This is a genomic window from Cupriavidus sp. 09_S30, assembly GCF_056930435.1.
Map to the genome: position 1 here is coordinate 2386088 of NZ_JBXOWI010000001.1, position 22336 is coordinate 2408423.

Below are 22336 nucleotides of genomic sequence, written 5' to 3' on the forward strand. Positions count from 1 at the left end.
GAATGTGGAAAGCAAGCGACAACGCGCCGTCGCCGCCTGCCTGATTTTGCACTTGGCGGGCAACCTGCTTACCCGGCCCTCTCCCTCTCCTCCTCGCGCAGGGCAAGACGGGAGATCTTTCCCGCGGCGGTCTTCGGCAACACCTCCCGCATCTCGAAGAGCTTCGGCATTTCCATCGGCGACAGCCGGCTGGCCAGGAAGATACGCAGCTCATCGACATCCAGCGTCATCCCGGGACGCAAGCTATAGAATGCCTTTGCGGTTTCGCCACGATAGGGATCGGGAATGCCGATCACAGCCACCTCGCTTACCGCCGGATGCTCGCAGACCGCGGCCTCAATTGCGGTAGGAAACAGCTTGTAGCCGCTGGCGATGATGACATCCTTCAACCGGTCGACAATCTCGATAAATCCATTGGCATCCATCCTGCCGATGTCGCCTGTGCGCAGGAAGCCGTCCTGGGTCATCACGGCCTGCGTGTCCGCCGGACGATTCCAGTAGCCTTTCATCACTTGTGGCCCCTTGGCACAGATCTCCCCCGCTTCTCCGGCCGGCAGGACGAGCGCCGGATTGGCGGGATCGCGGATCTGGATCTGCGTGCCTGGAATCGGAATCCCGATGGAGTTCGCCGGGCCCTCTGCGAAGTCAGGCATCATAGTCAGGCCTGGACTGCATTCGCTCAAGCCGTAGCCCTGGCGGATACGCACGCCGAAGCGGTCATTGAACCGCACGACCGTTTCTGGCGGCAGCGGGCCGCCGCCCGCCATTACCTGGGTCATCCCGCGCCAGTTGACCTTCTCCGCATCGGGGTGATTGAGGAAAGCCGTATAAATGGTCGGGACGGCCGCGAGGTTGGTCACGCCGCACTCGATGCATAGCGTGATGGCCGCGCCGATGTCGAACTTCGGCATCAGCACCAGCTCCGCGGCAACCGCGAGGCCGAGATGCATCAGCAATGTCGTCCCCGTGATATGAAATAGAGGGAGCGGAACAAGAAAGACCTCCCTTCCCTCCTTCAGCCCGTTCATCATCAGCCTGGCCTGCTGCGTGTTGATCCAGAAATTGTTGTGGGTCAGCATCGCGAACTTTGGCGTTCCGGTAGTGCCTCCGGTTGCCTGCAAGGCAGCAAGATCTTCCAGCGGATCAATCTCAACGGCTTGCGGATAGCCCGCGTTTGCCAGAATCGAGGCCAGCGGGACCATGCGCGGCGCCAAGGCGGGCGCTGGGGTATCGGCACCGGGCAGCAGATCCGAAGCATCCATGCGGACAACGATCACCGATTCGACCACGCCCTGCTCCAGACACGCCGAAGCCGTGTCGAGCAAGCCGGGAAGATCCGCCACGACCAGGACGCGCGCGCCGCTATTGCGGAGCTGCGTCGCGATCATGAGCGTGGGATAAAGCGGGTTGATCGCTACGGCCACCGCCCCCATCTGAAGCGCGGCGTAGTAACCGATCACAAAACCCGGATGATTGGGCAGGAGCAGCGCGATCCGGTCGGACTTGCGCAGGCCATGCGCTTGCAGGCCTGCTGCTGCGCGCTGCACTAGATCCAGTGTTTGCGCATAGCTTAGCTTGAGGCTGCCAAAGCTCAGGCAGTTCCGCTCGGGATACCGGCTTGCCGAACGGGTGAACAATGTCACCGGCGACCCTGGTTCCTCCCGATAGGACGCCAGGGCGCCGGCTGGGTAGTACCTGTTCCAGGCATTCTGTTCCATTTTCGATGTCTCCTCTTTTACTTATTCCCACTCTCATGAAGCCATGAGACCACCCGCAACGTAATGCCCCCGCTTCCAAGAGGTGCGAGCCGGCAATCCGTCATTACCGCGGCTCGTCATTCCACTTTGGATTGCGGGGGCCATTCCGTCCGAGCATCCGACGGTGGCCTCCACGCTTCCTGTGCTAAACCCGGCCCGGTGCCTTGCGCCACGGGCTCAGCAGACTTCGAACAGACCCGCGGCACCCATGCCCATGCCAACGCACATCGTGACGACGACATACTTCACGCCGCGTCGCTTTCCTTCGATCAATGCATGTCCAACCTGACGCGCGCCCGTGGCGCCATAGGGGTGGCCAATGGCGATCGAGCCGCCATTGACGTTCAGGCGCTCCGCCGGAATGCCAAGGCGATCCTGGCAATACAGCACCTGAACCGCAAACGCTTCATTCAACTCCCACAAGCCGATGTCATCCATCTTGAGGCCCGCGCGCTGGAGCAGGCGTGGCACTGCGAATACTGGCCCGATGCCCATTTCGTCAGGTTCGCACCCCGCGACCGCAAAGCCGCGGTAAATACCCAGCGGTTCAAGGCCTTTTCTCTGTGCCAGCAAGCCGTCCATCATCACGCACGCTGAGGCGCCATCGGAAAACTGGCTAGCGTTACCTGCGGCCACAACGCCTCCCTCGAAGGCCGGCTTGATGCTCGAAACGCTGGCGTATGTGGTATCCGGACGAATGCCCTCGTCGGCAGAGATCGTGACCGACTCTTGCACCGTTTCTCCGGTGTCCTTGTTGGTCAGCTGCTTTACGGTTGTCATCGGGACGATCTCGTCGGCAAACTTGCCAGCCCGCTGCGCGGCAGCAGCACGGATCTGGCTGCTGACGCCATACTCGTCCTGGCGCTGGCGCGAGATGCTGTATCGCTTCGCCACGATCTCGGCGGTCTGCAGCATGGAGAGATAGGCCGACGGTCTGTGCTCTGCGATCCACGCTTCGTGCAGCATGTGCGTATTCAACTGGTTCTGCACGCAGGAGATCGATTCGACGCCCCCTGCAACGATCACCGGTACTCCATCGGTAACGATGCTCTGCGCAGCCATCGCAATCGCCTGCAAGCCAGAGGAACAGAAGCGGTTGACCGTGACGCCGCTCGCCGTGACCGGCAAGCCCGCGCGCAGCGCGCTTTGCCGTGCGATATTGAGGCCGTTTGCCGCCTCCGGATTGCCACATCCGAGAATCAGGTCCTCGACTTCCTCCGGGTCGAGACCCGCGCGCTCCACCGCGTGCCTGACCACGTGCCCGCCCATGGTCGCGCCGTGCGTCATATTGAAAGCGCCGCGCCATGCCTTTCCCCAGCCCGTGCGTGCGGTCGAAACGATCACTGCATCCTTCATATCTTCTGTCTCCCTTCGTTTAGTTAAAAGTGCCGTTGGTATCGGCCAATTCGAGCAGCAAGCGGTGCGGCTGCCAGAACGCCGGGTCCGAGCTGGCATGTTCCCGAAATCGCTCCATCGATGCGACGACTTTGCGCAGGCCCTGCGTGTTCGCGTAGTACATGGGGCCACCGCGGAATGCCGGGAATCCGTATCCGAGCAGATAGACGGCATCGATGTCCGAAGCCCGTTGCGCGATGCGCTCGTCCAGGATCGCCGCGCCTTCATTGACGAGCGCAAGCATGCAACGCGACACGATCTCCTCGTCGGAGATCTGCCGGCGGGTCCTGCCGATCTCGGCGGAATAGCCCTCGATCAGGTCGCGGACAGCGTCGTCCGGCTTGCCTTCCCGGATACCCGGCTCGTAGCGGTAGTAGCCGGCCCCAGTCTTCTGGCCGAAACGCCCTAGCTCGCAAAGACGATCCGGCAAGCCGGAATACACCACGTCGGGCGCCTCGACATAGCGGCGCTTGCGTACGCTCCACAGGACGTCCAATCCCGTCAAGTCACCTGCGCGGAACGGTCCCATTGCCATCCCCCAGGCTTCGAGCGCACGGTCTATCTGCTCGGGCAGCGCCCCTTCTTCCAGCAAAAAATAGGCTTGGCGAAGATACGGATCGATCATCCGGTTGCCAATAAAGCCGTCGCAGACGCCAGACACGACACCTGTCTTCTTCAGACGCTTGGCAAGCTCCATCACCGTCAGGAGGACTTCCGGCGAGGTCTCCCTTGCCCTGACCACCTCCAACAAGGGCATCACGTTCGCCGGCACGAAGAAGTGCATGCCGACCACGTCGGCGGGCCGGGCCGTTACCGCGGCGATCTTGTCGAGGTCCAGCGTTGAAGTATTGCTGGCAAGAATGGCACCGGGCTTGCAGACAATGTCCAGGTTCCGGAAGACACCGGCTTTCGCATCCATGTCTTCGTAGACCGCTTCCACCACCACGTCGGCATCGCGCAGTTCTCCGTAAGACAGCGTGGGCTGGATCAGCGCCAGGCGCTTGTCGCAATCCGCCTGCGAGAGCTTGCCGCGCCGTACCGACCCTTCGTAGTTCGCACGGATCACCGCCAACCCGCGCTCCAGCGCGTCGCTCTTCATCTCCAGCAAACGAACCGGAATGCCGGCATTGGCAAACGTCATGGCAATACCCGCGCCCATGGTGCCAGCGCCCACGACGGCTGCCGCTCGGAGCGGGCGGGTCTCGGCCTGCGCCGGCAGGCCGGCTATCTTCGCAGCCGTCCGCTCGGCGAGGAACGCATGCCTGAGGGCGCCGGAAGCCGGGCTGTCGAACAGCTTCATGAACGCTTCACGCTCGAACGCCAGACCAGCATCCACTGGCAAGGTCGCCGCCGCCCGCAGGCAGGCGATACACGCGCTCACGGCAGTGGGCCACTGTCCTTTTTTGCTGCCAGCTCGCTGCTCCAGTTCCTGAAAGAACAGCAGCGATTCCGGCACCGGCATGGCGCGGTCGCGCAGCAAAGACGCTTTCATGCCCTCGCGCACGATGCGGTGCGCCAGGCCCAGGCAAGCCTCCAGCAGATTCTGCTCGACCACCAGATCGAACAAGCCGGCCAGGCTCGGCGCATCGGCCCTGACGGGATCGCCGCTGCAGATCATCCGGGCTGCCGCCTCAAGGCCAATCGCACGCGGAAGGCGTTGCGTGCCGCCAGCACCGGGAATCAGACCAAGCTTGATCTCCGGCAGGGCGATACGGCTACTCGCTATCGCCACCCGGTAGTGCGCGGCTAGGGCGAGTTCCAGTCCACCGCCCATGGCCAGCCCTTCAATACCCGCTATCACGGGCTTGGTACTGAACTCGACAGCCGCCATCACCGCATGGATCGACGGCTCAGCGAACCCCTGCTGAGTATTGAACTCGCTGATATCCGCACCGGCACTGAACACGTCTCTCGCACCAACCAGCACGATTGCCGACACCTCCGGCATGCTGCCGATTCGCCCGATCGTTTCGATCAGCCGGCGCCTCAATGCAACGTTGAGACTGTTCATCGATGGATTTTCCAACTCGACGATAGCCACCCCATCCAGGATTTCTTTCAACACAGGTGCATGCTCCTTTCTCAATGCGTTAGCGGGCAATTCAGCCACGGCACTTCCCGTGCCGTTCGTCGCAGACCCCGAGATCGCTCAACGCATGAAGACCTCGAGATTTCATCTGCCTCCACCAATCGGTCGACTCGATCGTGTAATACAAATTTAAGTTCAACATTAGATGTTTTTGTATTACATTGCAAGAACTCAGTGAACTACGGAACCTCACCCATGGCAGGCGTTCTCATCCTTGTAGGCTCTCAATCCGGCAACGCTTCCCTCGTCGCCGACCTCGCCGCGGAGCGGCTGCAGGAGTTCGGCCTGGCCAGCCGCTTCGCCGACCCTCAGCAGGACACGCCCCTCATCCTCGGCCAGACCTCTGCCCTGCTCGTCTGTTGCTCCACCCACGGTGCGGGCGATGTGCCAGATCCCATTCGCACCTTCTACGCACAGTTGCTGGCCGCCACCATTGAACTAGGCCACGTGCGTTATGGCGTGATCGCACTTGGCGACCGAACCTACGCAGAGACTTTCTGCGGAGGAGGTCGCAGGATCGACGAGGCGCTGGCGTCGAAAGGCGCCATTCGAATTGGAAGCCGCCTGGAGATCGATGCTTCCAGGACATCCTTTCCCGACGAGCCTGCCCTAGCCTGGCTTGAAGACTGGGTCCCGGCCGTGCTGACCGCGACGCAGGGCACTTTGGCGCGCGCCACATCAACACACGACAGCGAACGGGGATAAGCGCGACAGGTCGATGCCGTCGACCAGCCAGTGAAGCTGCTCGACAGTCACCGTCCGCAGCGCCGCCGCATCGAGCCATGTGAAGCGGTCCTGCGCAAGCCGTTTCACCAACAACCAGAACCCAGCGCGGTCGTAGGCACAGAGCTTGAAACCCAACCTGGCCGCCCTGCCCCCCCCCGATCGAGCACTTGCGCCCGCCGAGCTGTCAGACGCAGCCGGCAGCAACCGGCGCCGCGGCGGCACCCCGCAGATCTCGACCACAGTTGGTGGAACTTGTCTCCGATGTTGGCCAGGCCGGGCCGGAACGACAGCAGGCAGCAGGTGTAGAGGCAGGCCACGATGCCCGCGGCGTCGGCGCTCATGGTCTCGTCGGACCAGTTCTCGGGGTTCGATGTGGAACTCGCCGGTCGAGTCTGGGGCCATGAAGAAGCTACGGCGACAGCCACGCGGCTCCGCGCGCTTGATGTGAGTTAAGCCTTCGCGCCGGGCGCATTGGTCGGTGCCTCCGCAGGTTCGGCCGCGCAGGTTGCGTCAGGCGCGAAAAGCGTGGCCAGGTCGGTTGCGCCATTGCCAGCCTCGTGCCATCCCTCGGCATTACGGTTGGAACACCAAAGCCCCTTGAAAGGGAAGGGCTATGCCTGGCCATCCATGCCCGCGACCGCGCGGAAGGCGAGGAAACACGGATCGGCGCGGACAGCCGGATGCCGGCTCGCGCAGCATTGACCTGCAGCAAAAGCCATGCTCCGCGGCTGTGCCACGCTTCGCAAGTTGTCTACACGCGGCGACGCGAATTGAGCGAGGTCGAAATGAAAGAACATTGGCTGAAGCTGGGCGGGCGCCAGCTGGTACCAGTTGTACAGGGTGGCATGGGCATCGGCATTTCCGCGCATCGGTTGGCAGGCGCTGTAGCCGGCCAGAACGGTATGGGCACCATCGCGAGCATCGACTTGCGCCACCATCACCCTGACTTGCTTGCGCAGACGCGAGGCACGCGTGACAAGCTCCGCATCGAAGCGGTCAACCTGGTCGCGCTGGACCGCGAGATCAAGGCCGCACGTGAGCTTTCCGGCGGCCGCGGGATGATTGCCGTCAACGTGATGAAGGCCGTCAGCTCGCATGCGGCACTGGTGCGCCAGTCCTGCGAAAGCGGGGCGGATGCCATCGTCATGGGCGCAGGCCTGCCGCTGGACCTGCCCGAACTGACCGCCGACTACCCCGGAGTTGCGCTGATTCCCATTCTTTCCGAATCGCGCGGCATTGCGCTGATCCTGCGCAAATGGATGAAAAAGGGCCGGCTGCCGGATGCGATCGTGGTCGAGCATCCCGATCATGCAGGCGGACATCTTGGTGCCCCGTCCGTCCAGGACCTGAGCGAGCCGCGCTTCTCATTCTCACGCGTGCTCGCAGAATGTCGCGAATTGTTCGCCTCGCTCGGGCTGGCCTGGGGCAGCGTTCCCCTGATCCTGGCCGGCGGCATCAACAGCCATACAAAGGTGCGCCACTGGCTCAAGCAGGGCGCGGCGGCAGTGCAGCTGGGCACGGCCTTTGCTGTGACGGAAGAGTGCGATGCCCATCCTGCTTTCAAGCAGGTGTTGGCAACCGCTCGACCGGAATCGCTGCGCGAATTCACGAGCGTCGCGGGATTGCCCGCGCGTGCCGTGCTCACGCCGTGGCTAAGTCGCTACCTTTCCAGTGAAGCCCGCTTACAGCATCGCGCCAAAGTCCGCGAGTGCCTGGAGGGCTTCGACTGCCTGCAGGCCTGCGGCCTGCGCGACGGCCTTGGCCGCATCGGCCAGTTCTGCATCGACCTGAAGCTAGCCCAGGCGGTGCGCGGCGATGTGGAGCGCGGCCTATTCTTTCGCGGCAAGGGCTCGCTGCCATTCGGCGAATCGATCCGGCCCGTGGCGAATCTGATCCGCTACCTGCTGACCGGCGAGAAGCCGGCGGAGGCGTTCGCTCCGACGTCCACGCAGCCAGGAGCCTGATGCCATGGACCGCAAAAGCGCGCTACACGAAGGTAGCGTCTCTGCTACCCCGCGACGGCGGGTCCGCATAACTGCCTCCGCCCGTTCGTACAACAACCCGCCGCTGAGATCGACCATCTCTCGCACCACCTCCACGTCACACAACGGCCCGTCGCCGTAACGGATCGCAAAGGCATTGGCAAGACCGCCCTTCGGTCCCGTCGAACTCGATATGGCGACGGTCCGCGACCCGCACGGCATGCCGCTGTGCGGCTACGTTGGTTCTTTCGGTCTTGTGCTCAGTCTGCGAGGGAGCATCCCTACACGGATGAAGTGGAATTGCTCGACGCGGATGCAGTGCGCGCGCTCTGGGCTGCGTGGCACGCTACACAGGCCGGCCGCATTCGAGTTTTACGCTGGCGCTCGTCACGGCGTCACGCTACGCCTCCATCTAGGCAGGCGGTTCCCACGCAGCCCCCTCGCCGATCCTGGCCGCATGGGCCGCTGCCTGTTCCAGCCAAGGCGCATGCGCCTTGGGACGTGCTCGGGCAATCCGTCGTGATCGAGAACAAAGGGGAAGGCAACGGCATGATTGGAGCCAGGCCGTTATCAAATCCCCAGCCGACGGATACACCCTGTTGATGCAATGAAGGCGAGACCGCGCGGGACTTTTGAGGGACGCGAGGACGCAGCGAGAGCGCGACCACGGAACAGAGGTCAGGACAGACCCCAGAAAAAACAAAACCCCGGAAGACCGCGATCTTCCGGGGTTTCGCCGCCATTACTGGCGGAGACGGAGGGATTCGAACCCTCGATCCAGGTTTTGGCCCGGATGCTCCCTTAGCAGGGGAGTGCCTTCGACCTCTCGGCCACGTCTCCCAAATCTGCGTTGTGCCAGGGAGGCTGCACAACGAAGCACGCATTCTAGCGAGGCCGAATCAGTTGGTCAATGGTAATTCGCTGACAACTGCACTTTTTTTTCGTACCCCGCCAGAACGCAGGTAAAAAGCTTACGCCTGTTCCAGCTCGAACGCCTTGTGCAGGCAACGCACGGCGAGTTCCATGTACTTCTCGTCGATCAGCACCGAGATCTTGATTTCCGAGGTGGAGATCATCTGGATGTTGATGCCCTCTTCCGACAGCGTGCGGAACATCTTGCTGGCGATGCCGACGTGCGAGCGCATGCCCACGCCCACCACCGAGACCTTCGACACCTTCGGGTCGCCCAGCACGGTGGCGGCGCCGATGTGGCCCTTGACGCTGTCGTTCAGGATGCCCAGTGCGCGCTGGTAGTCGCCGCGCGGCACGGTGAAGGTGAAGTCGGTCTTGCCGTCCACCGACTGGTTCTGGATGATCATGTCGACGTCGATGTTGGCGTCGGCGATCGGGCCCAGGATCTGGTAGGCGATACCAGGCTTGTCGGGCACGCCCAGAACGGTGATCTTGGCCTCGTCACGGGCAAAGGCGATGCCGGAGATGACGGCTGCTTCCATGTCAGACTCTTCCTCAAAAGTGATCAGCGTGCCCGAATGCATTTCCTGCTCGAGCGGCATCAGGGGGTCGGTCAGCGACGACAGCACGCGGGTCTTCACGCGGTACTTGCCGGCGAACTCCACCGAGCGGATCTGCAGCACCTTGGAGCCCAGGCTGGCCATTTCCAGCATTTCCTCGAAGGTGACGCGGTCCAGCCGGCGGGCGTCTTCCACCACGCGCGGATCGGTGGTGTAGACGCCGTCGACGTCCGTGTAGATCAGGCATTCATCGGCCTCGATGGCGGCGGCGATGGCCACGGCCGAGGTATCGGAACCGCCACGGCCCAGCGTGGTGATGTTGCCGTCGTCGTCGATGCCCTGGAAGCCGGTGATCACGACGACGCGCCCGGCGTCGAGGTCGCCCAGGATGCGCTCGTCGTCGATCGACTCGATGCGGGCCTTGGTGTAGGACGAATCGGTCTTCACCGGCACTTGCCAGCCGGTGTAGCTGACAGCGTCGATGTTCTCACCGTGCAGGGCGATGGCCAGCAGCGCTACGCTGGCCTGTTCCCCGGTGGAGGCGAGCATGTCCAGCTCGCGCGGGCTCGGCTGCGCCGAGATCTCCTTGGCCAGGCCCAGCAGGCGATTGGTCTCGCCTGACATGGCCGAAGGCACCACGACTACGCGGTGACCGGCGCGGTGCCACTTGGCCACGCGCTTAGCGACGTTCTTGATGCGTTCCGTGGAACCCATCGAAGTGCCGCCGTATTTGTGAACGATGAGAGCCATCTTCTTGTCGACGCCAGCGATTGTGCAAAACAAATGAAAATACACGAAGAGCCCGTGCCAGGCAAGGCGGAGGGCCGATCAGCGCACGCAGCGGATGGGATTCGAGTGCCCATCCGAGCGATAGGGGGTGCTGCGCGGCGCCGCGCTCGGCACCCGCCGTTGCGCATGCCTTTGCACAGGATAGTGCCCGCGCGCGCGGGCCGCACGCCCTCCCGCTAGCTTGCGGCGCAAGGGCCGCCCCGCTCCACCCACTCCACCCGCCAGCGCGGCCCCGGCCCGCTCTCCGGCCAGCGCCGGTGCATGCCGAGCCCGGCTGCCAGCACAAGGGAGTCGCCTGCCCAGAGCAGCGGCAATGCGGCGCGGCGCCACGCCGGCACGCCGGCCTCCTGGTAGGCCTGCTTGAGCGCGCGCGCCGGGCCGCCGGGCCGCAGCACGATGCGCTCGCCACCGCTGCGGGGCGCGAGCTGCAGCGCTTGGCGCAGTACGGGCTCCGGCACGCCGAAGGTGTCATCGCGGGTGAAGTGCAGCTCGCCTTCCCAGGCCGGCACGATGATGCGCGTCTCGCCATGCCACTGCAGCGGCACGATGGTTGGCTCGGCACGCGGGCGTTCACGGCATGCGAGGACCCTGCCCTGGAAGCGGCGCAGCACCAGGCGTTCGTGGTGGATGGCGGGCTCGCCGCCGCTGTGGTCGAGCAGTTGCTCACGCATGGCGGCCAGGCGCGCGGTCGACGGCGCGTGCGCGCCCAGGTCCCGCAGCCACAGGCGCAGCACGGCATCGGCCTGTGGGGCCGGCAAGGCGCGCAGGCCGGCCAGGTCCAGTTCAGCCAGCGTATCGGCATCCCGCCCCGGCGCGGCCAGGCCCGCCAGACGCTCGGCAGCGAACTGGTCGAGCATCGCGCCAGCCTGGGCGAAGTGGGCGGCGGCCTGCGACACATTGGAGCGCAGCGCCGGGAACGCATCGCGCAATCCCGGCATCAGCGCGCGCAGCGCGTTGCGCGCGAAACGAGGATCCGCGTTCGACGGATCTTCGATCCAGGGCAGCGCGTGGGCTGCGCAATAGGCGTCGATGGTTTCGCGCCCTTCGTCCAGCCACGGCCGCAGCAGCAGCACATCCGCATCGGGCGCAAGCCGCCGCGCGGCGGGCATGCCGGCCATGCCGGCCACGCCGGCGCCGCGGAACAGGCGCAGCAGCACGGTCTCGACCTGGTCGTCCAGATGGTGGGCGAACAGCAGCAGCCCGGCGCCGGCATCGCGGCACATGGCGGCCAGCGCCTCGTAGCGCGCACGGCGAGCGGCGGCCTCGAGCCCTTCGCCGGCTTGCGGCCGCACGCTCACGCGGCGCACGAAGTAGCCGACCTGCCAGCGGTTGCACAGGTCGGCGCAGAAGGCATCCCAGGCGTCGGCCTGCGCCTGCAGGCCGTGGTGGACGTGCAGGGCCACCAGCCGCGCCGGCAGCGCGCCGTCCTCCAGGGCCGCACGCGCCGCGTGCAGCAGTGCGACCGAATCGCGCCCGCCCGACAGCGCCACCGCCACCACGCCGCCAGAAACGACAAAGGCCGCACCGCCCCGCAGGGACTGTGCGACCTTGTCGGTCAGGCGCGCGGCAGGATCACTCCTGGGCGCCGGTTTCCTTGAACTTGCCATAGGCCAGCAGGCGCTCGTGACGGCGTGCCTGCAGTTCCTTCACGCTCATGCCCTGGAACTGGCGCAGCGCATCGGCCAGCGAGCGCTTGAGCATGGCAGCCATGCCCTTCGCGTCGCGGTGGGCGCCGCCCAGCGGCTCGTTGACGATCTTGTCGATCAGGCCCAGCGCCTTCAGGCGATGCGCGGTCAGGCCCAGCGCCTCGGCGGCCTCAGGCGCCTTCTCCGCGGTCTTCCACAGGATGGAGGCGCAGCCCTCGGGCGAGATCACCGCGTAGGTGGCGAACTGCAACATCTGCACCACGTCGCCCACGGCGATGGCCAGCGCGCCGCCGGAACCGCCTTCACCGATGATGGTGGCGATCAGGGGCACCTTCAGGCCGGCCATCACGTAGAGGTTGTGGCCGATGGCCTCGGACTGGCCGCGCTCCTCGGCGTCGATGCCCGGGAATGCGCCCGGGGTGTCGACGAAGGTGAAGATGGGCAGGCCGAACTTGTCGGCCAGTTCCATCAGGCGCTTGGCCTTGCGATAGCCCTCGGGCTTGGACATGCCGAAGTTGCGCAGGGCGCGCTCCTTGGTGTCGCGGCCCTTCTGGTGACCGATCACCATGCAGGCCTGCCCATTGAAGCGGGCCAGGCCGCCGACGATGGACAGGTCGTCCGCGAAGGCACGGTCGCCGTGCAGTTCGTGGAAGTCGGTGAAGATCTCCCGCACGTAGTCCAGGGTGTAGGGACGCTGCGGGTGGCGGGCGATCTGCGCAACCTGCCAGGGGCTGAGGTTGGCGTAGATATCCTTGGTGAGCTGCTGGCTCTTGCCGGCCAGCCGCGAAATCTCTTCGGAAATATCGACAGCCGAGTCGTCCTGCACGAAGCGCAGTTCCTCGATCTTTGCCTCGAGTTCGGCGATCGGCTGTTCAAAATCCAGGAAAGTGGTTTTCATGAAGGCACACGTACCTGTCTGTGAGGGGGCGCATTCTACCGGAAATTGCCCCCGTTCTTATTGGCCAGCATAGATCGCCGGCACCACTTTCTCGCAAAATTCACGCGAGAAGAAACTAATACGTCACGGGAAGCGGGTCCAGGCTGCGCCACATATACCAGGTGGCCACAGTCCGCCACGGCTCCCAGTTGGCAGCGACCTCGCGTGCCTCGCTGCGTGTGACCGGCTCGCCACTGAAGTAGTTCGCCGAGATCGCATTGATCAGCCCGATGTCATCCAGCGGCAGCACATTGGGCCGCATCAGATTGAACATCAGGAACATCTCCGCGGTCCAGCGCCCGATGCCGCGGATCTGCGTGAGCTCGGCGATGACCGCTTCGTCGTCCATCTCGGCCCACAGGTCCACGTGCACGCGCCCCGCCTTGAAGTGCTCGGCCAGGTCGAGGATGTACTCCGCCTTGCGCCGCGACAGGCCGCAGGCGGCCAGCTTTTCCGTGCCGGCCTTGAGCAGCTGCGCGGGCGTCAGCTTGGGACAGGCCGCCGCGAGCCGTTCCCACGCTGCCTGCGCGGACTTGACCGAGATCTGCTGCCCCACCACCGAGCGCGCCAGCGTGATGAAGGGATCCCCCCGCGAGACCAGGTGTGCCGGTCCGTAGGTCGGGATCATCTTGCGCAGGATGCGGTCGCGCTTCATCAGGTCGGCGCAGGCCTCATCCCAGTAGGCAGGCCTGACCACGTCGGTGACCGTCTCGACCGGCAGTGGCACGGCGCTGGCCTCGGGCAGCACCGGCTTGGCTGTGCGCACCGCCTTGCCGTCCGCCTTGGCCACGCCCTGGGCCTTGCCGGCGCGGGCCGGCGCGCCCTTGGCAGCGACGGTCGATGCGACAGCGGCAGGCGGCTTGCGCGCGGCAGCGTTCAAGCACGCCTCCATTCGGTCACGCCGCCCGGCTTGTCCTCCAGCACCACGCCGGTGGCCAGCAGCTCGGCGCGGATGCGGTCGGCTTCGGCAAAGTTGCGCTCGGCCTTGGCGGCCTTGCGTGCGGCGATGCAGGCTTCGATGCGCTCCGCGTCCAGGCCGGCGGGCGCCTGCCCGCCTTGCAGGAAGGCGTGCGGGTCGCGCTGCAGCAGGCCGAGCGTGCCGGCCAGGCCCTTGAGCTGGCGGGCCGCCGCGGGCGAGCCGCTGCGGTTGACCTCGCCGGCCAGGTCGAACAGCACCGAGACCGCGATCGGGGTGTTGAAGTCATCGCCCATCGCCTCGCTGAAGCGCCGCGCATGGGCCTCGTCCCAGTCGAGCGGCTCGCCGTCGGGCTGCACGTCCTTGAGCGCCGTGTAGAGCCTCGTGAGCGCATGGCGTGCGTCTTCGAGATGGGCTTCGCCGTAGTTCAGCGGGCTGCGGTAGTGGGCGCGCAGGATGAAGAAACGCACCACCTCCGCGTCGTATTCCTTCAGCACGTCGCGGATGGTGAAGAAGTTGCCGAGCGACTTCGACATCTTCTCGTCATTCACGCGCACGTGGCCGTTGTGCATCCAGTAGTTGACGAAGGGCTTGCCGCTGGCGCCCTCGGACTGCGCGATCTCGTTCTCGTGGTGCGGGAACTGCAGGTCTGCGCCGCCGCCATGGATGTCGAAATGTTCGCCCAGCAGCGCGCAGCTCATTGCGGAGCACTCGATGTGCCAGCCCGGCCGGCCGCGGCCCCAGCGCGAGTCCCACTTGCTTTCGTCGGGTTCGCTGGCCTTGGCCGATTTCCACAGCACGAAGTCGAGCGGATCCTGCTTGGCCTCATTGGCGCTGACCCGCTCGCCGGCGCGCAGGTCCTCGATGGACTTGCCCGACAGCTTGCCGTAGCCAGGGAACTTACGTACCGAAAAATTCACGTCGCCGTCCCCGGCCTGGTAGACCAGGCCGTTCTCCGACAGCTTGTCGATCAGGTTGAGCATCTGCGGCACGTATTGCGTGGCGCGCGGCTCGTGATCGGGAGGCTGCACGCCGAGTGCGGCGGCGTCCTCATGCAGGGCGCCGATGAAGCGCTCGGTCAGCGCCCCGATGGTTTCGCCGTTTTCGGCCGCCCGCCGGATGATCTTGTCATCGATGTCCGTAATATTCTGGACATAGGTCACTTCGTAGCCGATGGTGCGCAGCCAGCGCTGCACCATGTCGAATATCACCATGGCCCGCGCATGGCCCACGTGGCAGTAGTCGTACACGGTCATGCCGCACACATACATGCGGACTTTGCCGGGCTCGATCGGCACGAAGGGCTGCTTGGCACGCGCGAGCGTGTTGTAGATATTCAATGAATGCATGAAACGAAGCGAATGAAGAGGGAAGCACGCCGCCGGCGTGCCGCAAGGCCGGGCGCGGCACAGCTCATATTGAAGCACTTCCAGCCGAGCCGGCGCTTGCTCCAGCGCAAGGCTGGCGCGCCCCATATCTTACCGGAAGCGCAGACCGCGGGCGCCGCGCCGCAACTCGCAGCCCCGCACCCGGGTGTCGCAGCCCGCGCTTTGCTAGAATGCCGCCGAGTATAACGGACCGCCCGATAATGAGCCTGCTCCTGCCCTCCCTCGACCTCGCAGCCGCGTCGCTTCGGGCCCGCCGCGGCGCCGCGCGCGCCGCCGCCATCGCCCTGCTGGCCGCCGTGCCCTGCCTTGCCCACGCCCAGATGCCCTTGTCGCTGGCCTTGCCGGCGGCGCCAAGCCCCGTGCATTCGGCAGACCCGGGCATGGCCGACGCCGAAAAAGCCGCGAAGGAGAAGCACTACGACAAGGCCGTCGAGCAGTTCGACCGCGTTCTCGCCGCCAATCCGCGCAATGCCCAGGCCCGTTTCGAGCGCGCCTGGGCGCTGGCGCAGGCGGGCCGCGAGGATGACGCCATCCAGGCCTTCGCCGCGATGGTGCAGGACTTCCCCGAACTGCCGGAACCGCACAACAACCTCGCCCTGCTGTACGCGAAGCGCGGCGACCTGAAGCGCGCCGAGTCCGAGCTGCTGATGGCGATCGAGGTCAATCCCGCCTTCGCCTTGGCCTACACCAATCTCGGCGATGTCTACCGCCGCCTGGCCGAACAGTCCTATACGGACGCGCTGCGCCGTGCACCTGGCGATGCGCGCGCCGCTGCGGCCCTGAAGCAACTGCGCCCGGCAAATGGACCGGTGAAGGCGCCGGCCCCAATCGCCGCCCCGGCCGGCTCGGCCAAGCCGGGCGTCACCGCGGCCCCGGCATCCCAGCCTGCCGCACGCTGAATCCCGAATCGCACGGGCGAGGCAGGCCCCCGGCCAACGCCGGTAATGCCTGCCTCGCCCTGCCCCACCTCCGAAGGAGACCGCCATGACCATTTCCCGACGCCTCGCCATTGCCGGCATGCTGGCCGGCGCCATTGCCCTGGGTCCGCTCGCCGCCGTGGCACAGTCCGCTCCGGCGGCCACGCAGAAGGCAGAACGTGTGCAATTCGTCACCAGCGCAGGCAAGTTCACCGTCGAGGTCTACCCCGACGCCGCGCCGAAGACCGTGGCAAACTTCAACGAATACGTGAAAAGCGGCTTTTACACGGGCACCATCTTCCATCGCGTGATCAACGGCTTCATGATCCAGGGTGGCGGCTTCGACCGCGAGATGAAAGAGAAGCCGACGCGCGCGCCGATCCCGCTGGAGTCGCGCAATGGCCTGAAGAACAAGGCCGGCACGCTCGCCATGGCGCGCACCAACGATCCGAATTCGGCGACCGCGCAGTTCTTCATCAATGTGGTAGATAATCCCAACCTCGACTACCCGGCGCCGGATGGCAACGGCTACGCTGTGTTCGGCAAGGTGGTGGAAGGCATGGATACCATCGATCGCATCAAGGTCTCCCCGACCACCGCCTACGGCCCGATGCGCAATGTGCCGGCCACGCCGATCGTGATCGAGTCGGCAACCATCGTCCAGTAGGCATTGACTCAAAGAAAGGAAAGCAGATGTCCAAGGTTCAGCTCCATACCAGCGAAGGCGTGATCACGCTCGAACTCGATGCCGAGAAGGCTCCCAAGTCGGTGGAGAACTTCCTGTCGTACGTGCGCAAGGGCCACTACGACAACACGATCTTCCACCGCGTCATCAAGAACTTCATGATCCAGGGCGGCGGTTTCGAGCCCGGCATGAAGCAGAAAGGCACCGACGCGCCGATCGAGAACGAGGCCGCCAACGGCCTGAAGAACGACCGCTACACCATCGCCATGGCGCGCACCAACGCGCCGCACTCGGCCACCGCGCAGTTCTTCATCAACGTGGTCGACAACGACTTCCTGAACTTCACCTCGCCGACCCCGCAAGGCTTCGGCTATGCCGTGTTCGGCAAGGTGGTCGAAGGCAGCGACGTCGTCGAGAAGATCAAGGGCGTGCGCACCGGCAGCTCCGGCTTCCACCAGGACGTGCCGCTCGAGGACGTGGTCATCGAGAAGGCCGTTATCGTCGAGTAATGCCCCATGCGCTTGCGGGGGCCGCGGGCTCCCGCGAGCCGCTTGCGGCCACGCGCACCCTGCGACCATGACCGCGACCCCATCCGCGCCGGCGAGCGGCGCGCCTGAGATCCAGGCGCCCGCGCCGGCGTGGTTCATTTCCGACCTGCACCTGACGCCAGGCATGCCGCATACGCTGGCGGCATTCGAGCGCACGCTGGAACGCGCGGCGCAGCAGGCGCGCGCCCTGTTCATCCTGGGCGATTTCTTCGAATTCTGGGTAGGCGATGAGGAGGCCGACGCGCCCTTCGCGGCCGGCGTCGCGGCAGCCCTGCGCGCGCTCGCCGCGCGCGGCGTGGCCGTCTACCTGATGCATGGCAATCGCGACTTCCTGCTCGGCGCGCGCTTTGCCGCCGCGGCAGGAGCCACGCTGCTGCCCGACCCCACCGTGATCCGCTGCGCTGGCCAGCGCGTGCTGCTCAGCCATGGCGACATGTTGTGCACGGACGATGCCCGCTATATGCGCTTTCGTCGCTGGACGCGCAAGCGCTGGGTGCAACGCCTGTTTCTCGCGCTGCCGCTGGCGGCACGCCTGTCGGTGGCGCGGCGCCTGCGCGCCGACAGCGAGGCCGGCCGCGCCCGCCCCGAGCGGCCGCGCGACTATGGCGACGTGGCGCCGCAGGCCGTGTCAGCGCTGATGCGCGCAAACGATGCGACCCTGCTGGTGCACGGCCACACGCACCGGCCTGCGCGCCATCGAGTCGGCGCAGGCGAGCGCTGGGTACTCACTGACTGGGACCTCGATGGCGCCCACGGCGGCCCACCTCGGGCGGCCGTGCTGCAGTTGGACGAATCCGGTTTCCAGGTGCTGCCACTGCTCGGCTGACACGGGCACCCCGCGGCGCCTGTGGCCGCCTACCTGGCTCAATCCCCGTGGCTCAATCCCCGCCCCAGCGCCAGCGCGGCGGCTCGCCCTTGCGCCAGCACACCGCCAACAGCAGCAGGCAGAGCACCGCCTGGCAGATCGTGAACGCCACCGGATGGCGATGGGGCGGATAGCGCACGATGGTCGCCCCCACCAGCGCGAAGAAGGCCGCGTACACCAGCCAGCCCTGCCAGCAGTTGGGCATGCCCCAGCCCCACCCGTAGCGCTTGGCGCGAAACCAGTATCTGGCGGGAGATGGCATGGCAAGGCTCCTGTGCGGGGCTCGCATCGGCTCGCGAACCGGAGACCACATCTTAGCGCGGCGGGCCGGTGCGGCTGCGGGGCAGCCCGCTACCGCACTCTCCGCCAGCGCTCTCCCGCCGCGCGTGCCGGGCGCCCTCGCTTTACTTCAGCAACTTGCGCAGGTCGCTGGCGTCGAAGCGGTCGTTTGGCGTCTTCTCGAGATGCTCGCCAAGCCGATCCAGTGCGGCCAGTACCGCCTCGATGCGCTCATGCTGCTGGGCGGCGTTGTCGATCAGGCTCTTCAGTGCCAGCGACACCGGATCGTCGGCATTGGGCGTGATGCCGTAGGCCGAGAACTCCTGCTTGGCACCCTGCTGCTGCGGTGGCGCGTCGGGCAGGATGATGCGGGCCGGCACGCCGACCGCTGTCGCGCCCGGCGGCACCGGCTTGAGCACCACCGCATTGGAGCCCACGCGCGCGCCGTCGCCCACGGTGAAGCCGCCCAGCACCTTGGCGCCGGCGCTGATGACCACGTTCGCGCCCAGCGTCGGATGGCGCTTCTGGCCCTTGTAGAGCGAGGTGCCGCCCAGCGTCACGCCCTGGTAGATGGTGCAGTCATCGCCCACCTCGGCGGTCTCGCCGATGACGACGCCCATGCCATGGTCGATGAAGACGCGCCGGCCGATGGTGGCACCGGGATGGATCTCGATTCCGGTGAGGAAACGGGACCAGTGCGAGATCCAGCGCCCCAGCCAGCGCAGGCCGGAATGCCAGCAACCATGCGCGACGCGATGGAACATCACGGCGTGCAGGCCGGGATAGCAGGTGAGGACTTCCAGACGGCTGCGCGCAGCGGGGTCGCGCCGCATGATGGCGTCGATATCTTCCTTCAGACGAGTGAACATCTTGCTGTATCGTGTTGCCATGCCGTGCGCCGCCGCGCATCCGCCCTGCAGTGCGCGCGATCGCCAGCATGGTCATTGGCCGGTGGGAACGGGATCAGGAGTGTAAGAGATTTGCTGCCCTGATGCCGTCATGGACATTGACGGTACGCGCCGTCAACATCGCTCCGGCACGTGCACCAGTCCGGTCATCAGGCGGCGCGCGCCCCGGCTCACGTCGACGCGCCGCGCCCGTCCGGCCGGCGCCTGCTCCGGAAAATCGAGGGCGATGCTCGCAGCGGAATGCGGCGCCGCTTCCTCGCCCGCGCCCACCGCTTCGAGCGGATGACCATTGCGGCAGGGCACGTGCGCGACGATCAGTCGTGCGGTGTTCTCATGCCACATCCGCACCGTGGTGATGCTCTCGCGCGCCGGCACGAAGCCGCGCCAGATCGCAAACGCTCCCACCGCCGCCGGCAGGTCACCGCCATCGCCCGACCAGTCGATGCGCGGCGTGCCATTGGCAACCACGGCGGCCACGCCGAACTGGTAGTCCACGTCGCAGCCAGCGCGATGCGAGGCGCGCACCAGGGCTACCCTGCCGAGGCCAGCGGCGGCGCAGCCCAGGCCATCGGCTGGCGTTGCGCCGGCTTCGGGCAAGCCCAGCACCCGCAGCAGCACGGCGTCGCGCGCGCCCGGATCCGCCGGCAGGTCATCCGCCAGGAAGAGCACTGCCTTGCTGGCGCCGCCTCGCATGTAGTAGGCCGGAATCTCCGTCACCGCTCACCGCTCCTGTCGGTCGTTTGATCGTTCACTTCGTCTTGTCATCCTGTCCGCCACCATCCGCAGGACGGCCGCCATGCCCCTGAGCGGCCAGCAGCATATGCTTGGCGATGCCGCGCAGGATGTTTACTTCCTCGCGCTCCAGCCCGGTGCGCGCCAGCAGGCGCCGCAGCCGCGTCATCAGCTTGCGCGGGTGGGCGGGATCGAGAAAGCCGATGGCCTCCAGCCCCGATTGCAGGTGGCCGAACATCGCCTCGACCTGCTCTGCAGTGGCGGGTTCTCCAGCATATCCGATCTCGGCTCCTGGCGCCGGCAGGCCCTCCAGCAGCGCCAGCCGCATCTCGTAGGCGACCAGTTGCACCGCCTGGGCCAGGTTGAGCGAGGTATAGGCGGGATTGGCAGGAATATGGGTCACGGCCGAGCAGCGCTCCACCACCTCGTTCGGCAGGCCGAAGCGCTCATTGCCGAAGACGAAGGCAACCGAGGCGCCCGCGGCGTCAACCAGGCGCTGGCGCCCTTGCGCCGCTGCCTCGCGCGGCAGCAGGCGCGGCGGCCCGAACTCGCGCTGGCGCGCGGTCATGGCCACGGCGTAGGCGGTTCCGGCCAGCGCCTGCTCCACGTCATCGACAATGCTGGCGCCGGCCAGCACGTCGTCGGCGCCACTGGCCATCGCCACCGCCTCGGGATGCGTGCGCACCGCCGCTTCGCGCGGCGCCACCAGCACCAGGCTGCCGGGGGCCGCGCCGAAGCCCATGGTCTTGAGCGCACGCGCCACCGACCCCACGTTGCCGGGATGGCTGGTCTCGACCAGCACGAAGCGCACCTGCGCGAAGGCATCCTGCGGCACAGCGGGATCGTTTGACTGGCTCGTCTGATTTGCCGGCTTGCTATACAATGTCAGATTCCTTTTGGTGTGCCGTCATATCCGTCGCCCATGTGCGTCATGGGGCGACGCCTATGCTGCGTCCTATCCTGCACCCGGGCTGCCCGGGCCGACCGGATCGGCACCCCCGTTCTTCTACAATCCGTTGTGTTGTCAGCCGCCAGCCGGGCAGCGCGCCTCAATGCGCCCAGCCCTGCGTCGGCCTGGAGAGATTCATGCATCCGATGCTCAATATCGCCGTCAAGGCGGCCCGCAAGGCGGGCACCATCATCAACCGTGCGTCGATGGACGTCGACTTGCTGCGGGTCTCGCGCAAACAGCACAACGATTTCGTCACCGAAGTGGACCGCGCGGCGGAAGCCGCGATCATCGAGGTCATCCGCACAGCCTACCCGGAACACAACATTCTAGCGGAAGAGTCGGGCCAGTCCTGGACCGACGGCGAGGAAACCAGCGAATTCACCTGGGTCATCGACCCGCTCGACGGCACCACCAACTTCATTCACGGCTTCCCGCAGTACGCCGTCTCCATCGCCCAGCTGCACAAGGGCGTGCCGGCCCAGGCAGTGGTCTACGACCCGGCCCGCGACGAACTCTTCACCGCCACCAAGGGCGCCGGCGCCTTCCTCAACAACCGCCGCATCCGCGTGACCCGCCGCGACAAGCTGGCCGACTGCCTGATCGGCACCGGCTTCCCCTTCCGCGACATGGAAGGCCTGGACGAATACCTGGAGATCTTCTCGCTGATGACGCGCAGCTGCGCCGGCCTGCGCCGCCCGGGCGCGGCCGCGCTGGACCTAGCCTATGTGGCCTGCGGCCGCCTGGACGGCTTCTTCGAGACCGGCCTCAAGCCGTGGGACATGGCAGCCGGCATGCTGCTGATCACCGAGGCCGGCGGCCTGGTCGGCAACTATGCCGGCGAGTCGCGCCATATGGAACAGGGCGAGGTGCTGGCCGGTAATCCCAAGGCCTTCGCCCAGATGGTGCGCCTGCTGTCGCCCTTCTCGCTGGACAACGCCAAGCCGGCCGCCTGACCGGCCGCGCGCTCCATGCAACGGCGGCGCCTGCAACAGGCGCCGCCGGCGTGCGGGGCGCCGCCAATGCGCGGCAACTTGCGCCCAATGGCACCGATCTGCAACAAAGTGTGCCATCCGGGTTGACACTGCGCCGCCTGACTCTTACACTCCGCCCGTCTTTTTCATCCAGAGGAATCTCCGTGGGCTCTGCTTCCAGTGACAGTAGTCGATCGCGCATCGGCATCGCTGCCTGACAGGTACGGAATCTCCTTTCTTTTCCGCGCCTGACTCCCCCAGGTAGCGGTGTCTTCCGGCTGGCCCGCATGGCCGGCCTCCTGCTTCGAATACCGTCTCTTTGTCCGTGTCCGCCAGCCTGAAGGCCGGTCAGACGCGCCTGCCTCAGCGCAGCCACAGGCTG

The 22336-nt window shown here is 66.0% G+C and carries 21 protein-coding genes and 1 tRNA gene; 7 read left to right on the forward strand and 15 right to left on the reverse strand.

Features of this window, described 5'->3' with window-relative positions:
- Positions 1-68 precede the first annotated feature (68 nt).
- The 3 genes from AC1Z3O_RS11235 to AC1Z3O_RS11245 all read right to left on the reverse strand — a co-directional run bounded on the left by AC1Z3O_RS11235 (position 69) and on the right by AC1Z3O_RS11245 (position 5217).
- A complete protein-coding gene (locus AC1Z3O_RS11235) occupies positions 69-1718 on the reverse strand; it encodes an AMP-binding protein (RefSeq protein ID WP_483515797.1) in 1650 nt (549 codons plus the stop codon).
- 216 nt (positions 1719-1934) lie between these two features.
- Positions 1935-3113: an acetyl-CoA C-acyltransferase gene (locus AC1Z3O_RS11240; RefSeq protein ID WP_483515798.1), complete on the reverse strand. Its 1179-nt coding sequence runs from the start codon at positions 3111-3113 to the stop codon at positions 1935-1937.
- Positions 3114-3132: 19 nt separating this feature from the next.
- Positions 3133-5217, reverse strand: a complete 2085-nt coding sequence (locus AC1Z3O_RS11245) for a 3-hydroxyacyl-CoA dehydrogenase NAD-binding domain-containing protein (protein ID WP_483515799.1) — start codon at positions 5215-5217, stop codon at positions 3133-3135.
- Between the two features lie 219 nt (positions 5218-5436).
- Between AC1Z3O_RS11245 and AC1Z3O_RS11250 the strand changes: the two genes are divergently transcribed.
- Complete coding sequence (locus tag AC1Z3O_RS11250) at positions 5437-5946, forward strand: flavodoxin domain-containing protein (RefSeq protein ID WP_483515800.1); 510 nt, start codon at positions 5437-5439, stop codon at positions 5944-5946.
- On the opposite strand, the gene tnpB is transcribed toward AC1Z3O_RS11250, so the two are convergent.
- Both tnpB and AC1Z3O_RS11260 read right to left on the reverse strand, forming a co-directional pair.
- The gene (gene tnpB, locus AC1Z3O_RS11255; protein ID WP_483515801.1) at positions 5920-6102 is read right to left on the reverse strand and encodes an IS66 family insertion sequence element accessory protein TnpB; all 183 of its coding nucleotides are present in this window, start codon (positions 6100-6102) and stop codon (positions 5920-5922) included. The two genes, AC1Z3O_RS11250 and tnpB, sit on opposite strands and share 27 nt — an antisense overlap.
- Positions 6051-6392: an antirestriction protein gene (locus tag AC1Z3O_RS11260; RefSeq protein ID WP_483515802.1), complete on the reverse strand. Its 342-nt coding sequence runs from the start codon at positions 6390-6392 to the stop codon at positions 6051-6053. Before AC1Z3O_RS11260 ends, tnpB begins: the two co-directional genes overlap by 52 nt.
- Positions 6393-6752: 360 nt before the next feature.
- Here AC1Z3O_RS11260 and AC1Z3O_RS11265 point away from each other — a divergent pair, with 360 nt between their 5' ends.
- Positions 6753-7931: an NAD(P)H-dependent flavin oxidoreductase gene (locus AC1Z3O_RS11265; protein WP_483517583.1), complete on the forward strand. Its 1179-nt coding sequence runs from the start codon at positions 6753-6755 to the stop codon at positions 7929-7931.
- Between the two features lie 764 nt (positions 7932-8695).
- Here the strand turns inward: AC1Z3O_RS11265 and AC1Z3O_RS11270 are convergent.
- The 6 genes from AC1Z3O_RS11270 to cysS all read right to left on the reverse strand — a co-directional run bounded on the left by AC1Z3O_RS11270 (position 8696) and on the right by cysS (position 15058).
- A tRNA-Ser gene (locus tag AC1Z3O_RS11270) sits at positions 8696-8789 on the reverse strand.
- 131 nt (positions 8790-8920) lie between these two features.
- Positions 8921-10171 carry an aspartate kinase gene (locus tag AC1Z3O_RS11275; RefSeq protein WP_483515803.1) on the reverse strand — a complete coding sequence of 417 codons (1251 nt, stop codon included), beginning with the start codon at positions 10169-10171 and terminating at the stop codon, positions 8921-8923.
- Positions 10172-10386: 215 nt separating this feature from the next.
- Complete coding sequence (gene tilS / locus AC1Z3O_RS11280; protein WP_483515804.1) at positions 10387-11817, reverse strand: tRNA lysidine(34) synthetase TilS; 1431 nt, start codon at positions 11815-11817, stop codon at positions 10387-10389.
- The gene (locus tag AC1Z3O_RS11285) at positions 11783-12754 is read right to left on the reverse strand and encodes an acetyl-CoA carboxylase carboxyltransferase subunit alpha (RefSeq protein ID WP_483515805.1); all 972 of its coding nucleotides are present in this window, start codon (positions 12752-12754) and stop codon (positions 11783-11785) included. The genes tilS and AC1Z3O_RS11285 overlap by 35 nt, the downstream gene beginning before the upstream one ends.
- 115 nt (positions 12755-12869) lie before the next feature.
- A complete protein-coding gene (locus AC1Z3O_RS11290; protein WP_483515806.1) occupies positions 12870-13673 on the reverse strand; it encodes a DNA-3-methyladenine glycosylase family protein in 804 nt (267 codons plus the stop codon).
- Positions 13670-15058 (reverse strand): cysteine--tRNA ligase, encoded by a 1389-nt coding sequence (gene cysS / locus AC1Z3O_RS11295; RefSeq protein ID WP_483515807.1) that lies wholly within the window; start codon positions 15056-15058, stop codon positions 13670-13672. Before cysS ends, AC1Z3O_RS11290 begins: the two co-directional genes overlap by 4 nt.
- A 239-nt stretch (positions 15059-15297) precedes the next feature.
- On the opposite strand from cysS, the gene AC1Z3O_RS11300 reads away from it, so the two are divergent.
- The 4 genes from AC1Z3O_RS11300 (at position 15298) to AC1Z3O_RS11315 (ending at position 18073) form a co-directional block, all read left to right on the forward strand.
- The gene (locus AC1Z3O_RS11300; RefSeq protein ID WP_483515808.1) at positions 15298-15996 is read left to right on the forward strand and encodes a tetratricopeptide repeat protein; all 699 of its coding nucleotides are present in this window, start codon (positions 15298-15300) and stop codon (positions 15994-15996) included.
- Positions 15997-16081: 85 nt separating this feature from the next.
- Positions 16082-16681 carry a peptidylprolyl isomerase gene (locus AC1Z3O_RS11305; protein WP_483515809.1) on the forward strand — a complete coding sequence of 200 codons (600 nt, stop codon included), beginning with the start codon at positions 16082-16084 and terminating at the stop codon, positions 16679-16681.
- 26 nt (positions 16682-16707) lie between these two features.
- Positions 16708-17208, forward strand: a complete 501-nt coding sequence (locus AC1Z3O_RS11310) for a peptidylprolyl isomerase (protein WP_483515810.1) — start codon at positions 16708-16710, stop codon at positions 17206-17208.
- Between the two features lie 67 nt (positions 17209-17275).
- Positions 17276-18073, forward strand: a complete 798-nt coding sequence (locus AC1Z3O_RS11315; protein WP_483515811.1) for a UDP-2,3-diacylglucosamine diphosphatase — start codon at positions 17276-17278, stop codon at positions 18071-18073.
- A gap of 52 nt (positions 18074-18125) precedes the next feature.
- On the opposite strand, the gene AC1Z3O_RS11320 is transcribed toward AC1Z3O_RS11315, so the two are convergent.
- From AC1Z3O_RS11320 to AC1Z3O_RS11335, 4 genes are all read right to left on the reverse strand, one after another.
- Positions 18126-18374, reverse strand: coding sequence for a hypothetical protein (locus tag AC1Z3O_RS11320; protein WP_483515812.1), 249 nt, complete (start codon positions 18372-18374; stop codon positions 18126-18128).
- 142 nt (positions 18375-18516) lie between these two features.
- A complete protein-coding gene (cysE, locus tag AC1Z3O_RS11325) occupies positions 18517-19260 on the reverse strand; it encodes a serine O-acetyltransferase (RefSeq protein ID WP_483515813.1) in 744 nt (247 codons plus the stop codon).
- A 153-nt stretch (positions 19261-19413) separates the two neighbouring features.
- Entirely contained in the window at positions 19414-20016 is a 603-nt protein-coding gene (locus AC1Z3O_RS11330) for a PrpF domain-containing protein (RefSeq protein ID WP_483515814.1), read from the reverse strand.
- Positions 20017-20047: 31 nt separating this feature from the next.
- Positions 20048-20914: an RNA methyltransferase gene (locus tag AC1Z3O_RS11335; RefSeq protein WP_483515815.1), complete on the reverse strand. Its 867-nt coding sequence runs from the start codon at positions 20912-20914 to the stop codon at positions 20048-20050.
- A gap of 203 nt (positions 20915-21117) precedes the next feature.
- On the opposite strand from AC1Z3O_RS11335, the gene AC1Z3O_RS11340 reads away from it, so the two are divergent.
- Positions 21118-21936, forward strand: a complete 819-nt coding sequence (locus AC1Z3O_RS11340; RefSeq protein ID WP_483515816.1) for an inositol monophosphatase family protein — start codon at positions 21118-21120, stop codon at positions 21934-21936.
- The last annotated feature ends 400 nt before the right edge of the window (positions 21937-22336 follow it).